This window comes from Enterobacter sp. E12 (assembly GCF_014596715.2).
Taxonomy (GTDB): domain Bacteria; phylum Pseudomonadota; class Gammaproteobacteria; order Enterobacterales; family Enterobacteriaceae; genus Enterobacter; species Enterobacter bugandensis.
On the sequence record NZ_CP115601.1, the window covers coordinates 2,714,442 to 2,729,015 of the forward strand.

A 14,574-nucleotide genomic window follows, 5' to 3' on the forward strand; every position below is an offset into this window, starting at 1 on the left:
AGCCATTCCTTAATTCGCCGCGCGCCAGGCGCCCACTGCCGGATCGCGCAGCTGAGGACGCAGGGTATCAATCAGAACGATATTCAGCGGGGTGCCTGGGGCAACCCAGGCGCTCCAGGTTTTCTTCACCGCCGCAATACGCGCCTGCAGTTTTGCATCGTCGCTGGCGGTCTCGCGGGAAATTTCTACCGCAACCGTGCCGTTGCTCTTCCAGCTGTTCAGGGTGCTGTCGTAAGGCAGGATCATCCAGCTCTGATCGCTGTCTGGCGTGCTGAATACCATGCGCTCTTTGTTTACGGAGGTGATCAGCGCGTTTTCCGGATCGGCGCTCTGATTCAGCCCCATCACCGGGAAGCCGTGAATGTACGTCACCGCCATCTCTTTCTGCCCGCCGTTGCGGGACTGAGAGATAACGGTGTGACCGCTCAGCCAGCTGCCGTTACCGCAGCGGGTGGTGTCAGAATCCGGAATAAAGAGCGCCGGAGCGGACGCGCCGCCCTCCCAGAAGGTGCGCAGGTGGCAGCCATCCTGCAGGGTAAACTCCTGCCACGGCGTGCGGTCCGCGGCAACGGTGCGGGAAGCCACGTTCTGATCGGGTGGCAGTAACGCGCCGCTGGCTGGGGTTGCGGTGACGGTCTCGGCAGGCGCGGCCTGCTGCTGTTTCACCACCAGCGCCCAGTCCTGCGCTTTAGCTGCCGTGCCCTGCGCCAGCGTCGTCCCCTCGGGATCGTTGAGCGTCCAGCTGAGTTTATTCACTTTGCTGCACTGGTGTTCCAGCAGCGAGCCAAGGCGCGGCACAAAGTTTTCCAGCACGGAGACCTCTTTCTTGCCGTTCGCCACAATGCGCAGCGCCACGTCTGGCTTACACCAGCTCTGTGGGGTGTTGTCTTTGATGTTGTCGATCCAGATATCCAGCTTCTGCGCAGGAGACTGCACGATGCGGAAATTTTCAGCCTGCGCGGTGGAGGTCGCCGCCAGAAGTGCCAAACCCGATAGCCAAAGTTTCATATCGTTCCTTGTGTGTCTAATCAGTTCCGCAGGGAAGAAATTGTGCTGCATCAGAGAGGGTGTGCAGCAAAGTGGTGTCCTGAGGGTTGCCCATCCATACCGCCAGGGCGGTATAGTTATCCTGCGCATTCCCCTCCTGCTCGCCATTCTTTTGAATGATTTGGTTCATTAAGGTCAGCCACTCCTGCGGCGTATTGACCATGTGCAGCGACTGCTTCATTTGCTCTTCGCTGACGCCGTGCCAGAACCCGTCGGTGCAGAGTAAAAAGGCATCGCCGTCTTCTACCTGCACCACGTCGCTGTAGCTCGCTTCCGGTCCGCCGTTTTCAATTCCCAGCGCCAGATAAAGCAGGTTGCTGTTGAGATCGTCCGTCTGATGCCCGGCATCCTTCATCTGCTGCACCAGACTGTGGTCCGTAGTGACGTGCCACAGCCACCCCCGGCGAAACAGGTACAGGCGGCTGTCGCCGGCATGCGCCCAGTACGCCAGCCCGTAGTCCCGGTCAATGAACAGGCTGACCAGCGTCGTACCCATCCGGCGATAGTCCTGAACGGCCTGCTGTTCGCTCAGAATGGTGCGATTCGCCGTCTGCACGTAGTCGCGGATATGCTGCGCGTTGAGGTGCTTGTCGCCATCGAAGCGGGAGATAATGCTGTTACGGGCCAGTTCCGCGGCGACTTCACCACCGGGCAGACCCGCGATGCCGTCGCAGACGACAAAGCAGGCCGAGCGTTCCCCTATGGTTTCTCCCGTCTGATCCTGGTTGCTGGCGCGCGTCCCCTGGCGGGAGAGAGAAGCGGTTGCGATATTCATTTGTCTTCCGATCCGCTCTGTGAGTCTTTGTACTGATTCACCTCCATGTCATACGCATGAAGGAAGGCTTCGCCGAACAGGGTGTGGAAGTCATCCTCAATCTCGCCCGCCGTCTCGCCATAGCTGCGAACAAAATAGTCCCACAGGGCGGCTTTGCGGCTGCCCGGCAGCGCCAGACGCGAGGTCATGCCGTTCTGCTTCGCCTGCTCCTCCAGCTGTTCCGGGTTAAAGGACTGCAGCATCGCGGCGATGATGGCGCGGATACCGGAGATCATCCCCAGCTGGTGCGCCTGCAGGTCGATCAGCGCGTCGCGCACCGATTTGGTCGGCGGCATAAAGCCCGGCATCGGGGTGCCGAACATCTGAATTAAGACGGTTTTCCCGGTCGGCAACAGCTTGAACGGGTTGTTGGCATCGTCCAGCACCATGGTCATATCGGCTTTTACGCCGCGTTTCAGGATGGAGCGCGACGAGAGCAGCGCCACGGTGCCCTGCGAGAACATGCCGAGAATCTGCCCCAACTGACGCATATTTTCCCGGTCAAACTGCGGAACAGGCTGCATTTCGCTCAGGCCCATACCTTCAAGCAGCGCCTGCAGCAGCTCGCCCTGCAGCACTTCACCCTTCTCGCCATTATTCGGGCTGGCGGTTGGGGATGCCGCGTTATTGACCGGGTCGATGCGCAGGCGCCCCTTCGGTGCCTGAGCGCTGCTGCGCGCAACGGCCTGCGGCGTAGGCATGGTGAAGCCTGCGTAATCCGGCCGTGCAGGCTCTTCTTCACGCGGCGTATCCTGCGGCTCTGGGGCGAACAACGGAGAATCGGCAAGCACGTCCTCTTCCTGCTCCGGTTCAGGCGTTGGTGCTGGCTTTTCGTCTGCAATATCATCCGGGTGGGTTAACGGTGCTCCGCCCATCAGCCCGAGCGGGTCATCATTGCGCGCGGCTGGCGCGCTGGCCTTTCCACCGAACAGCGCCAGCGGGTCAAGCTCGTCCGCCGCGTCTTCTTTAGGGGCGGGTTGCCCCTCAACCGGCGGCACCAGCGTGGAAGGCGTCACGTCGTCAAAAATGCTCTCTTTTTTGAACAGCGCTTCGTCGCTGAACAGCGTGTCCGGGTCGACGTTTTTGCGCTCAAGCGTTGGATCGCTGTCGTTGAACATCGCCAACGGATCTTCGGCATTACGCTCCGGCGTGGCGGGCTGGGAGAAGGGATCCTGTGAGGCCGCAGGCTGCGGTTTAGCGCGGTTGCTGGAGATGCTGTCGGAGATGGAGAACTCCTGCATCAGGCTGTCCCAGATTTCGGAAGGCACGGCGGTCGGTTCCGCCTTCCCGCGTGGCGCGGGGTTAGCAGGCTTCGCTTGCGCTGCGGGCGCAGCGGGTGCGGCTGTCGGACGCGCCTGCTGCTGCATGCTGGCCGCCATGCGGCTCACCGGCTGTGTGTCGTGGATCAGTTCGGTCACTTCGATACGGTAGTCATCAATACCGAGAATGTCGCCATCCTGCAGTTCAACCTGACGCCCACGCTCCAGCGGAATATCATTCAATACCACGCGGGTGACGCTGCCACGGTTGGTGACACGGCATTCGCCCTGAGCGTCAACGTGGACAATGGCCTGCAGACGCGAGATGGTGCGGTCATTGTCCGGTAATACCAGATTGTTATCCGTACCGCGCCCAATGGTGCCGCCCGGGGCGTAAAAATCACAGCTGCTTTGCGGCGGCTGATGACCGGGTTTCGTAGAAATAATCGTGAATCGCATGGCGTATTCCTGCTGGTATGATTAGCGCTCAAACGCTGCCGCTCTCGGGGCGAGAACGGCGGCGTTTGAGAAATTGAATATCAAAAACTATTTAATGAAGATGATAAAATATAATCCAACAATGAGCCATAGAGTGAATATTAACGCCTGTAACTTATAACGGCGATGTAACTTTAGTATCCAGCCAATTTTTTCTTCAGGTAACGACTGTACATATTTATAAGCATCTTCCTGAACAAGCCGCTCACGCGTAAATTTCATTTTAACGCCTTTATAAAGGCGAACAAACCAGATTATTTTTTGATAATTTGCCAACGAACCAAAAAAAGAAGCGTAGTCGGTAACAAGATCCAGGTCATATCCTTTTCGCCGGTACTCAGAAAGTAACTGATTATAATCAGCCTCGTGTTTTTTGAAGTAACGAGAACTGAATAGATCCATAACTATCACAATCAGCAATAAAGCCACGATAAGGAATAATAGTAAATTTTCAATATTCACCATATTTTATCCATCATATACTCAGTCGCTCCGCCCGCTATCTCGCCACCAACGTATCCACCTGCAGCCGCCCCGACAATGGAACAGGCGAGCAAACCTACACCACCCGTCGCGACACCAAGCGCAACGCATACACCGGCACCTGCCATGGCCCCGTATTTGCCACCGTAAATCCCTCCTGCAAGACTTGCACCAAAGCTGCTGTATTTTTTTACAGCGACTTTAGTACAACTTTGCTCTCGTCCCGTGGTGCATGCATTGTAAACTTCATTGGTTGTATTTGCACCGGCAAAACCTATTGCAAGCCATCCCCCGGCTTTAAGAAAACGAGCGGCTTTAGAGGCATTATCGACATAAGTTGAATAACCACGAATAGAAGCGACACCCGCTGTGCTCCATTCATGTACAATTGATCTGCTTGACAACCCTAATGCATGCTTCAGTTCGTTATAGGGTTTCATCTTTAACGTCAGCCTGGACAATTTATTTAATAAACCATCCAACTCAGAAAAGAGGCGCTGACGCTCAACAAAAAACTGCTGGCTTATCAATGTCCCTTGTGCCCTGAACTGATTCTGGTATGCCAACTCAATGGATTTAAGTTTTTTTTCTATTTCACTGAAATATTTTTCACCTGCGTCAGCAACAACTCCAAGGGACTTATCCATAAAATTAGTGACTGCGGCTATGGTACTAAAATGGTGATTAAAAAAATTCGCTTCTCCAGAGTTAAGTTCGGCCAGAGCACCGTTGACTTTATTTTTTGCAAGCTGTAATTGCTTAAGTTGCACAGCATTATTACTTCCCGGCGCATCAAGAATCAACATCTGCCCAGGTTTTGACCACTGCATATCACTATTAACCCGCATGAAATAACGTGCAGCATCACTATTTGGATTGTTGAATAAGAGCCTTGCCTGGAAATCCAGAGTTCCGGGTTGCTGAACAATGCAATATCCCGGATTAACTAATGATTGACCAGTCATATTAATTCCTTCTGATTTTCACCGAAACGCTTACAAATAAGCACAAACATTTAAATAAAAATGAAGTTAAGCAGCACCCAAATGTTGACGTTTTTCTAAAAAAGCCAACATTTGGAAACTCTTCTATTCTATTTTAGTCAGCGATAGTTCACCTTTAGCATTCGCACTGAGCACAAAGCGAGTCGCGTACCGAAGAGCGGCATTATGATTTCTCAACTTTAATACCACATCATACTTTCCTGGCTGCCAGTCAACTTTATCCCAGCGAAGACAATCCTCAGACTTTAGAATGCGGCCGGAATGAAAAATTTGTGGGGAATATATAGCTTCCCATTCATTACCTACCTGTCGAGATATTGAAGGTTCGTAAACTAAAACAGTTTCACCTGGCCTCGTGTCTTCCAAAAATCCAAAACAGGGGACATTTTTTTCCAGCTTAACAGTTAAACTTTTAAACTTTTAAACTGAGCAGGATGGGATATGCACGCGCTACATGATAATACAATGGATATAACAGTTATCGCTCTTTCCATCGCTATTATACACCGAGTAGTGAACCAATCGTAATGACCGGGGAAAACTCCCCGGTCACCTGCGCAATTACGCTTCTTTGTTCTCTTTGATGTTCCAGCCAGCGCTGCTTTCAGCACCTTTGCCACCAGAGGTGGTCTGCTCCCAGTACTGCTGCTTCACTTTCGCAGCCTGGAATGCGTAGGTCACACCAACGGTATCGCCATTGTCTGCACCAGTGTACTGAACGGAAGTCACCAGCACATCTTCCAGCGTAATGCGGGAATATTCCACCTGCTGGCCACCCGCTTTACATACGGACAGCTCAACTTTGGTAAGGTGTTTACCGCTGGCGCAGTGTTTCAGGATAGCGGTGGTGGATTTGTCGATCAGCGCGTTAACGTGCAGGTCGTTAAAGTTGACTTTACCGGCACCGCCGCCACCGCCAACGCTCATATTACCTGGCTGGGAAGCGCCCCAGGAGAAGGAGGTAATATCAGTCCAGCCGGTGTGGTTAGAATCTTTAGATTCGCCCGTAACACCCTCGACCTTCAGAAACATATCAATAGCCATAATATCTACTCTTCGTGGATGAACAATATTGCTTTCGAAAAAGCACTTATATGGCAAACAGGAAAGCATGGGGCTGAATAAAACCGTCCATATTTTACCTCTGCCTCATATCAAACGACCCATGTCATTTGACAGTCTTACATTCCCCCTGAATGAAAGGAAAGAATGTGAAGTCTTTTACTCTTGTGGATTATCCTGTAACCAGGTGCGGTCAGGATTTCCGATGATTAACTGAGGTGCAAGTTCGTTAAGTTCGTCGCTGTGATAAAGTCGTAAACAGTTTAAGGTTACGCCTTTGACATCGGGTTTTCGCTCTGAATGAAACCCGTTAATTTGATTTATATATTTCCCAATGATGACATTCACTTTATCCGTGCCATTTTCGGCATCAAAAGGAATCCATTCAATGAATGCACTCGCACTGCGAGCCGCATCAGCAGAAAACTTACTGCCTTTATCTGCCACCTGCGCAAGGCAGCGCGCCAGAACTAAATTTTTTAAAACCTGCCGGTATGTTTGCTGATGATAAAAATCAGGATAGCTATTTCCGGCATTTACATAAGAAGTCAAAAACACGAGGAGATAACCCAAATATTTCATCTGATATCCTTTTCTATATACTCAGTAACACACTGACCAGCATGAGGAACTAACATTTCTCTTTCCGCTTCTCTGCAACAACGTATATACCTATCGCTAATGCATTAAGTCCAGTACATAAGGAACCATGCATTACGATTTGCCGGACATCGTCCGTCCAGTTAAATATAAACAAATAGTAGCCAGATACTGTCACAAATAGCATGAATGAAATAATGAGCAATGTATAACTGATTAAATAGCTGATGAATTTTCTTGTTATCGTTTTTAAAGGTAAATTCATTAGCTATCTCGAATTAACAGTAAAGCTGCCGGCCCCTGCGGGCCGGCAATCGTCATCACGCGTCTTTCGTCTTCAGAGACGGCAGTTTAGAAACCAGACGCAGAGAAACGGTCAGACCTTCCAGCTGGTAGTGCGGACGCAGGAAGAACTTCGCGGCATAGTAGCCCGGGTTGTCCTCAATCTCCTGCACCTGCACTTCCGCAGCCGCCAGCGGTTTGCGGGACTTGGTCTCCTGAGAGGAGTTCGCCGGGTCACCGTCGACGTAGTTCATCACCCAGTCGTTCAGCCAGCGCTCCATCTCTTCGCGCTCGCGGAAGGAGCCGATTTTGTCGCGCACGATGCACTTCAGGTAGTGGGCAAAGCGGCAGCAGGCAAACAGATACGGCAGACGGGAGGCCAGGCGCGCGTTGGCGGTGGCATCCGGGTCGTGGTACTCGGCCGGTTTTTGCAGAGACTGTGCGCCGATGAAGGCAGCAAAGTCGGAGTTTTTACGGTGAACCAGCGGCATAAACCCGTTTTTCGCCAGCTCGGCTTCGCGACGGTCGCTGATGGCGATCTCGGTCGGGCACTTCATGTCCACGCCGCCGTCATCACTCGGGAAAGTGTGGCACGGCAGGTTTTCCACCGCCCCGCCGGACTCCACGCCGCGAATAGAGGTGCACCAGCCGTACTCTTTAAAGGAGCGGTTGATGTTGGCGGCCATCGCATAGGCCGCGTTCGCCCACGAGTAGCTGTTGTGGTTTGCGCCGTCGGTCTGCTCTTCAAAATCGAAGCTGTCCACCGGGTTGGTGCGAATGCCGTACGGCAGGCGCGACAGGAAGCGCGGCATCACCAGCCCCAGATAGCGGGCGTCTTCGGATTCACGCAGGGAACGCCAGGCGGCGTATTCGGTGTTCTGGAAGATCTTGGTCAGATCGCGCGGGTTGGCCAGCTCCTGCCAGGACTCCATCTGCATCACGCCCGGCGCGGTGCCGGTGATGAACGGACAGTGCGCCGCAGAGCCAATGCGCGCCATTTCCCCCAGCAGCTCAACGTCCTGCGGGCTGTGGTCGAAGTAATAGTCGCCGACGATGCAGCCAAACGGCTCGCCGCCGAACTGACCGTACTCCTGCTCGTAGATTTTCTTGAAGATCGGGCTCTGGTCCCAGCCCACGCCCTTGTAGCGCTTCAGGGTGCGGCCCAGCTCCTGCTTGGAGATACTCATAAAGCGGATCTTCAGCATCTCGTCAGTTTCGGTATTGTTGACCAGGTAGCTCAGGCCGCGCCAGGCGCTCTCCAGCTTCTGAAACTCTTCGTGGTGAATGATCTGGTTCACCTGCTGCGAGAGCTGCTCGTCGATACCGGCAATCAGGTTCTGAATGGTGCGGTAGGTGTCGTTCGAGAAGGTAACGGTATTTTCCAGCGCCTGCTGCGCCAGAGTCTTGACCGCACTCTCCACGGCGGAACGCGCCTGATCGGTTTTCGGGCGGAACTCTTTGTTCAGCAGCGCGCTGAACTCATCCTGGCTGAACGCCTGACCCGCCTGCTGATCGTGTTGTTGAGTCTGGTTGCTCATCGATTATTCCTCGCTACCTTTCGCGCTTTCGTCATTTTTTGGCATCTGGCTCAGGGATTTGAGCAGCGTCGGATCCTGAAGGATTTTTGCGATCAGCTCTTCCGCACCGTTTTTGCCGTCCATGTAGGTCAGCAGGTTAGAGAGCTGCGTGCGCGCCTCCAGCAGCTTGTTCAGCGGCTCAACCTTGCGGGCCACCGCGTCCGGCAGGAAGTCGTCCATGCTGTCGAAGGTCAGATCGACGTTGAGCTTACCTTCGCCGGTCAGGGTGTTATCTACCTGGAACGCCACGCGCGGCTTCAGCGCCTTCATGCGTTCATCGAAGTTATCGATGTCGATTTCCAGGAATTTACGCTCGTCGACGGCTGGCAGGTTTTCCACCGGCTTGCCAACCAGATCGGCCATAACGCCCATCACAAACGGCAGCTGAATTTTGCGTTCTGCACCGTAGATCTCTACGTCGTATTCGATCTGCACGCGGGGAGCACGGTTGCGTGCGATGAATTTCTGTCCACTGTTACTCATTGCCATGATGTTCTCCATCAAAGATGCGCGGTGAAGGTGAAACGGCAGACTCCATGCCTGTCGTCATAATGCCAGGACGCGTCATTCGCGGCGTCCAAAGATGTTTTCCAGTTGGTTAACGCCGTCTGGCGCCAGGTCGCGAATAATGTCCATAAAGTTAAGTTCTGACAGCCGCTGCACCCGTTCAATCATCAGCGGCGCGGGGTGGCTCGGTTCGTACTGCGCGAAATACTGCTTCGCTTTTTCCAGCATTAGCTGCGCGTCGGCGCGGCTGGTAACCTGCACGCTGCGCCAGTCGGTGACCGGCTGAACGGGCTGCGCTGCCGCAGGCTGCGGCTCAGCGTGCTGTTCAGCCTGCGCTTCACGGTTCGGCAGCAGCTTACTGATGTCGGTCACCTGACACGCGCTGGCGACCAGCCCCACGGTTTTCAGCAGCTGTTCCATTTCCGGTACGCCGCTTTCACCGAGATGCCCGGTGAGCAGCTCGCGGATGGCCAGCAGCCGTTCGTTAATCACAATGACCGCTGCGGTCCCCGGCTGGTCGCCGCGGGCCAGTTCGTCAATCAGCCTCGGGCGACCGCCGGGATAGTCCGGACACTCGGTTTTACTGCCGTCCAGCAGCGCCTGGGCGTCACGCAGCGAAATTTCATCGCCGTTTGAACGCAGCAGCGAGGCGTTACGTACCGCGACGGTGAGCTCGGATTTATCGCTCAGCCCTGCCAGAGCGTTAATGCGATAGAACGGGTCGGTTTCGCCATACTCTTCCAGCAGCGGATAGAGCGGCTCCCAGTAGCGCGCGATCGCCTCCTGCACCAGCAACAGCCCGTCCGCGTAGCCTGCAAGACCGCGACGGCGGGTCCAGGCGTGGGTTAACGCCAGCATCACGCGAAGATCTTTGGTGCGGCTCAGCAGGCTGGTAGCGAATTTTTCTACCGTGTTCCAGTCCGCAGGCTCTGCCGGGATGATGGTGTCGCCAAACTGCTGTTCCGCTTTGCCCTGACTGGCCTGGTTCATCGCCTGAAAGTCAGCGTCATATTCCAGATTGTCGCCGCAGGGCTTGTCGGCGCTTATCGGCGCGAGAAATTCTTCGATATTCATGTGATCCCTGCTTATTCAAACATAGGCGGATAGAGACCGTGACGCCCCGGGCGGGCGCCCCCTGCCGGGTCGAACAGCAGGGTAAAAAGCTGCCCGGTGAAGTTGCCGCTGTGAACGTGGGTGTACAGCGGGTACCCGTCGCAGCGGTTGGTCCACCAGTAGCTGGTCTGACGCAGCGGGTCAAAACACTCTGCCGCCTGCGGCCAGCCCAGCGTGCTTTGGCCGTCCTCGTCGTAGCCAATGACGTCGAGGATGTCAGAGCGCTTCTGCGGCTCGACGGGCTGCGGCGCCGGAATGGACATCAGCATCTCATCCAGCTGCGAGGCGGAAAAGCTGTTACGCACCGCGTGCAGCCCCAGACGACCAATTTGCTGATACCAGCTCTCCGCCTGGCTGAGCAGGCTGGTCGACCACTCTGACGGGGCGAAGCTCAGCTGAATGCAGACCGGGTACTGTCGGCCAACGCTGTCGCGGCCGGGCAGCAGGCAGCCCATCTGGATCATCTGGCTGCCCAGCATGGGCGGCACCACAAAATTCCAGACTGGCGCTTTCTGAAACGGGCGCTCGCCGCTGCGCTGCTCTTCCTGCTGCCAGGCCAGCAGACCGACCTGGAACCAGTGCGACCACTGGCGCTGTAAGGTGTCAGGAAAGCGACGCTGCAAAAAATCTCCGGCGCTGGGTAATTTGCCATACCAGCTGTAGCGGTTCATCGCAGGGGTATTCGTCATACGGCTGTCCTTGCGGTTATGGGCATGAAAAACGGGGAAGCTGGAACGGGTTGCGGATGCTGTTCGGCGCAAACTCCAGCGTGACCTGATGTCCGTCGACGCTGAAGGTGGCCTGACGGCTCAGGCTTCCCGCGCCCGGGCTGCTGCTCGCTTTGTCAAAAAAGCGGTTGAGCGCCCAGGAGCCGTTGGTCACAAGCGTCGCGGTGCTGCCGTTAGCCAGACCCAGCTGCATACGGACCTGGTTGGTGCCGCCCGGCCCCGGCCAGTTCATGATTTGTACCGCCTGCGGACCGTGGCTATAGCGCAGCAGCTGACCGTCGACATCCAGCGTCAGGTTCAGAATGGTGTTATCCATTCGCACGGTGCGAACCGTCACCTTGAAAGATGGCGTGGTTGCGCCGTTCGCAAAGAAGGCGTCGCGAATCGACTGGGCCTGCTGGAACGGCCTCAGCAGCCCTTCGCTGCCCGGCAGGGTTTTACCGTCGATGCCCGGCATAAAGCGCCAGTTTGCCTGCGTCGTATCCACTTTGCTGGTCAGGTTGTCGCGAAAGAAGGTATCCATCAGCCCGGTGCCCGGCGCAAACATGCGGGCGAGATCGTCCGGAGTGACCTCAGTGCTGGCGCTGCGCACCAGCGGGTAGCGACCGGCGATCGCCTGACGGCAGAAACCGCCGACTTCAACGTTGATCCGCTTACGCACGTTTTCCAGATCGCGGCGCTGGGTATCGCTGCTGGCCCCCACCGCCATGTTGCTGAACATGGTTTGCAATCCGCCCGGCAGTCGACCGGCGCTGGCCTGCAGACGGCTGATCGCCTCGCCGCCCGGTGCCGGCATACCGCTGTTGGCGGCATCCTGCACGGCGGTCAGGTAACGATAAAGCTCGTCCACCTGCTTAAGAAAATCATCAAAGACGATGGTCTTGCCACCCTTTTCCAGCGGCTGGGCCAGCTCAATCATCGGCGCGTAGTGGTCCGTCACCAGCTGCTCCGGCGCCTGAGTAATCGCGGCGGCCTGCGTCGGGGCATTGTCATTATTGCTGAACAGCGCTTCCAGCGTGCGGGTGGCGCGGTTGCTCTGCGCCTGCGCTTTATCGGCATCTTCCGGTGCCGGGGTATCCCGGGAGAGCGTCAGCACCTGGCTCAGGTTCTGCACCAGACGGCGCAGGGGCGAGTTTGCGCCAGAGAGCAGGCGCGCAGTGTTGATGCGCTGGGAGAGATCGGCGCTGTTGTTAAGCTGGATGTCGGCGAGAAAGCGATCCCAGTTCGCGATAAAGTCGCGCATGTAGAACTGGCGTACGGCGTTATCGATCTGCTGTCTATCTTCCTGCGCGGTCGCGGCGCCCAGCACCCAGGCGTCGTCTTCATGCAGAGCGGTCGTTACGCTGTCAATCTGGCTGTTAAAGCTTTTCCAGTAACCGTCCGGCGTATAAAGACCCGGCACCCCTTCGCTCACCGGCTTACCGCTTTTGCGGGAAAACACCAGCTCGCTCTGTGGCCCGCCCAGGTCGGAAAGGGAGACCGGTTTGAGGTTGTCGTCATGTTCCAGCAGGCGCTTCAGGCGACCGTAGACGCGGGTTGAAAGCGGCTGCTGGTTGATCAGCGCTCTTTCACGCGCCACCAGGGATTCGTCCTGCGCGTACGGCGAGGCCTGAATTTTCGGCTCCAGCAGCTGGGTGAGATGCCATTCGAGCTGCTGCAGCTGCGCCTTCGTGACGTTTTGCGGCAGGTTGCGCTGCAGGTTGAGCATCACCCAGGAGTGCAAGAATTTGCCGTCGTAGTGCTTCGGCTGATAGAGCATCTGATAGGCTTTCAGCGCCTCATAGCTGTACTCCACGTCGCTGCCGTTGTCGTTGCGCAGCCAGGTGGTGATGTGCATAGCAACGGCGGGCAACAGCAGTTGATCCAGCGCCTTCTGGTACAGGGACTGCGAAGCATCGCTGACGTCATCCCCACGGTAAAGCCCCATGCGGCGGGAGACTGGCGGATCGTTGACATCAAACGCGTCGCTTTTCGGCAGGTCCACCAGGCCATTCAGCAATGGCAGCAGATCGAACAGGTCACGCTGCGGCTGGTTCTGCAACGCTTTGCTCTGCTGGTCCAGCAGCGGTACCTTCGCATCCACCTCTTCCAGATAGGCCTTGTTTTTAGCATAGCTGGTCAGCCACAGCCCGCCGAGGATCGCCAGCAGGGCCAGCAGCGCCGCGTAGCCGGACCAGATCACCGCCCGGTTGCGCAGTTCCCACCAGCGGTTTTCCCCGGCGATCCCGGCTTCCTGGAAAATAACGTTTTGCAGCAGGTTCTTGATGAAGAAGCTCTGGCCCTTCGCGCCCGGGATTGGGGCTTCTTTACTGACCGAATCCCAGTTATCGCGCTCTGCCCCTTCCGGCAGCGACAGCGCGCGGTTCAGTTCGCCCATGACGCGGTCAAACGGCATGCCTTCCTGCGTCCCGCTGGCGAAATAGATCCCGCGCGGGGAGAACTCAGTTTCGAAGTTGGAGCGCGCGAAGACCGTGCTCAGGTAGTCCGCCAGCAGCGGACGCAGCGCGGCGAACTCCTGCGGGAAGAGATACGCTTCGGCGCGGGTTTTCGCGTCATGCTCTTTGAGCATGGTTTCCGGCAGCCCGGCATCAAGACGCTGCTGTAACAGAGAAAATTCCTGCTGGAAGTTGCCCATCAGGTCGTAATCGGCGTGTTTGGTCTGCTCCCACGGCAGCGTGAAGCCCCAGATCTGGTCGCGCTGCGCTTTATCGTAGTCGGCAAACCAGGCGCGGAAGCCTTTAAGAAGGTCGGCCTTGGTCACCATCACGTACACCGGGAAGCGGATACCCAGCTGTTCATGCAGCTCGGACAGGCGCTGGCGCAGGTTCACCGCCTGCTGGCGGGACGCCTCGGCAGACTGGGTCAGCAGGTCCGAAATGCTGATCGTGACGATGACGCCGTTGATCGGCTGGCGGCGACGGTACTTGCGCAGTAGCCCCATGAACTGCAGCCACTCACCGGCATCCTGCGCCTGCTCGCTCTCCTGGGTGGTATAGCGACCCGCGGTGTCCAGCAGCACGGCCTCGTTGGTGAACCACCAGTCGCAGTTGCGCGTGCCGCCAATACCGCGCAGCGCGGTCTTACCAAAACGGTCGGCCAGCGGGAACTGCAGCCCGGAGTTCACCAGTGCCGTGGTTTTACCGGAGCCCGGCGCGCCGATAATGACGTACCACGGCAGCTGATAGAGATATTGCGTGCTGAAGCGCTGGGTCCACTGGGTGCCCTGGCCCGCTTTGCTGAAGTGCGCTTTTTTAAGCATCTGCGCGGCTTCATCAAAACGGCTGGCGAGGATCTGCTCCTCGTTGTTCAGGCGCTGCTGCGGATCCGCCGCCTCCGGGCTGGTGGTGTTCTCGTTGAGCTTGTCCATCAGCTTGCGGTTCAGCCAGGCGTTATAAAGGCGCGGCAGAATATGTCCCTGCGCCCACAGCAGGTAGACCACGGCGATACTGATGATGCGGTTCTGTTCGGATTCGAGCGGTCGGGTGTCCACGATGGACAACAGCGGGCCAATCATCCAGATTACCGCCGCCAGCGCCGTTACGCCGAGGAAGCTCCACAGAATGCGGTTGGTCAGAATGGAAAGAAGTGTAGTCAGCATCC

General features: G+C 56.4%; 12 protein-coding genes. All 12 read right to left on the minus strand.

The genetic code is table 11. The annotated features are described in order from the left end of the window. Window positions 1-9 precede the first annotated feature (9 nt). Window positions 10-1,008, minus strand: coding sequence for a hypothetical protein (locus IB212_RS12940; RefSeq protein WP_041909545.1), 999 nt, complete (start codon window positions 1,006-1,008; stop codon window positions 10-12). Between the two features lie 16 nt (window positions 1,009-1,024). Further along, complete coding sequence (locus IB212_RS12945) at window positions 1,025-1,822, minus strand: PP2C family serine/threonine-protein phosphatase (protein WP_023336024.1); 798 nt, start codon at window positions 1,820-1,822, stop codon at window positions 1,025-1,027. After that, window positions 1,819-3,579: a type VI secretion system-associated FHA domain protein TagH gene (gene tagH, locus IB212_RS12950; protein ID WP_041909543.1), complete on the minus strand. Its 1,761-nt coding sequence runs from the start codon at window positions 3,577-3,579 to the stop codon at window positions 1,819-1,821. The genes IB212_RS12945 and tagH overlap by 4 nt, the downstream gene beginning before the upstream one ends. Window positions 3,580-3,666: 87 nt before the next feature. Continuing rightward, on the minus strand, window positions 3,667-4,083 hold the full coding sequence (locus tag IB212_RS12955; RefSeq protein ID WP_041909541.1) for a hypothetical protein: 417 nt from the start codon (window positions 4,081-4,083) through the stop codon (window positions 3,667-3,669). Continuing rightward, on the minus strand, window positions 4,077-5,066 hold the full coding sequence (locus IB212_RS12960) for a hypothetical protein (protein ID WP_041909539.1): 990 nt from the start codon (window positions 5,064-5,066) through the stop codon (window positions 4,077-4,079). The genes IB212_RS12955 and IB212_RS12960 overlap by 7 nt, the downstream gene beginning before the upstream one ends. Window positions 5,067-5,666: 600 nt before the next feature. Next, on the minus strand, window positions 5,667-6,149 hold the full coding sequence (locus tag IB212_RS12965) for a type VI secretion system tube protein Hcp (protein ID WP_008502640.1): 483 nt from the start codon (window positions 6,147-6,149) through the stop codon (window positions 5,667-5,669). Between the two features lie 177 nt (window positions 6,150-6,326). After that, the gene (locus tag IB212_RS12970; RefSeq protein ID WP_188246020.1) at window positions 6,327-6,749 is read right to left on the minus strand and encodes a T6SS amidase immunity protein Tai4 family protein; all 423 of its coding nucleotides are present in this window, start codon (window positions 6,747-6,749) and stop codon (window positions 6,327-6,329) included. A gap of 338 nt (window positions 6,750-7,087) precedes the next feature. Next, window positions 7,088-8,587, minus strand: a complete 1,500-nt coding sequence (tssC, locus tag IB212_RS12975; RefSeq protein WP_006810956.1) for a type VI secretion system contractile sheath large subunit — start codon at window positions 8,585-8,587, stop codon at window positions 7,088-7,090. Window positions 8,588-8,590: 3 nt separating this feature from the next. After that, on the minus strand, window positions 8,591-9,115 hold the full coding sequence (gene tssB / locus IB212_RS12980) for a type VI secretion system contractile sheath small subunit (protein WP_022648413.1): 525 nt from the start codon (window positions 9,113-9,115) through the stop codon (window positions 8,591-8,593). A 75-nt stretch (window positions 9,116-9,190) separates the two neighbouring features. Next, entirely contained in the window at window positions 9,191-10,207 is a 1,017-nt protein-coding gene (tssA, locus tag IB212_RS12985) for a type VI secretion system protein TssA (protein WP_041909535.1), read from the minus strand. Window positions 10,208-10,218: 11 nt separating this feature from the next. Then, complete coding sequence (tagF, locus tag IB212_RS12990; protein WP_008502646.1) at window positions 10,219-10,935, minus strand: type VI secretion system-associated protein TagF; 717 nt, start codon at window positions 10,933-10,935, stop codon at window positions 10,219-10,221. A gap of 16 nt (window positions 10,936-10,951) precedes the next feature. Next, window positions 10,952-14,572, minus strand: coding sequence for a type VI secretion system membrane subunit TssM (gene tssM / locus IB212_RS12995; protein WP_188246019.1), 3,621 nt, complete (start codon window positions 14,570-14,572; stop codon window positions 10,952-10,954). Between the last annotated feature and the right edge of the window lie 2 nt (window positions 14,573-14,574).

Coding starts and splice junctions, on each gene's coding strand:
- tssM (WP_188246019.1), bottom strand. CDS start 14,572: ATGCTGACTACACTTCTTTCCATTCTGACCAACCGCATTCTGTGGAGC.
- tssB (WP_022648413.1), bottom strand. CDS start 9,115: ATGGCAATGAGTAACAGTGGACAGAAATTCATCGCACGCAACCGTGCT.
- tagH (WP_041909543.1), bottom strand. CDS start 3,579: ATGCGATTCACGATTATTTCTACGAAACCCGGTCATCAGCCGCCGCAA.
- IB212_RS12960 (WP_041909539.1), bottom strand. CDS start 5,066: ATGACTGGTCAATCATTAGTTAATCCGGGATATTGCATTGTTCAGCAA.
- tagF (WP_008502646.1), bottom strand. CDS start 10,935: ATGACGAATACCCCTGCGATGAACCGCTACAGCTGGTATGGCAAATTA.
- IB212_RS12955 (WP_041909541.1), bottom strand. CDS start 4,083: ATGGTGAATATTGAAAATTTACTATTATTCCTTATCGTGGCTTTATTG.
- IB212_RS12970 (WP_188246020.1), bottom strand. CDS start 6,749: ATGAAATATTTGGGTTATCTCCTCGTGTTTTTGACTTCTTATGTAAAT.
- IB212_RS12940 (WP_041909545.1), bottom strand. CDS start 1,008: ATGAAACTTTGGCTATCGGGTTTGGCACTTCTGGCGGCGACCTCCACC.
- IB212_RS12965 (WP_008502640.1), bottom strand. CDS start 6,149: ATGGCTATTGATATGTTTCTGAAGGTCGAGGGTGTTACGGGCGAATCT.
- IB212_RS12945 (WP_023336024.1), bottom strand. CDS start 1,822: ATGAATATCGCAACCGCTTCTCTCTCCCGCCAGGGGACGCGCGCCAGC.
- tssA (WP_041909535.1), bottom strand. CDS start 10,207: ATGAATATCGAAGAATTTCTCGCGCCGATAAGCGCCGACAAGCCCTGC.
- tssC (WP_006810956.1), bottom strand. CDS start 8,587: ATGAGCAACCAGACTCAACAACACGATCAGCAGGCGGGTCAGGCGTTC.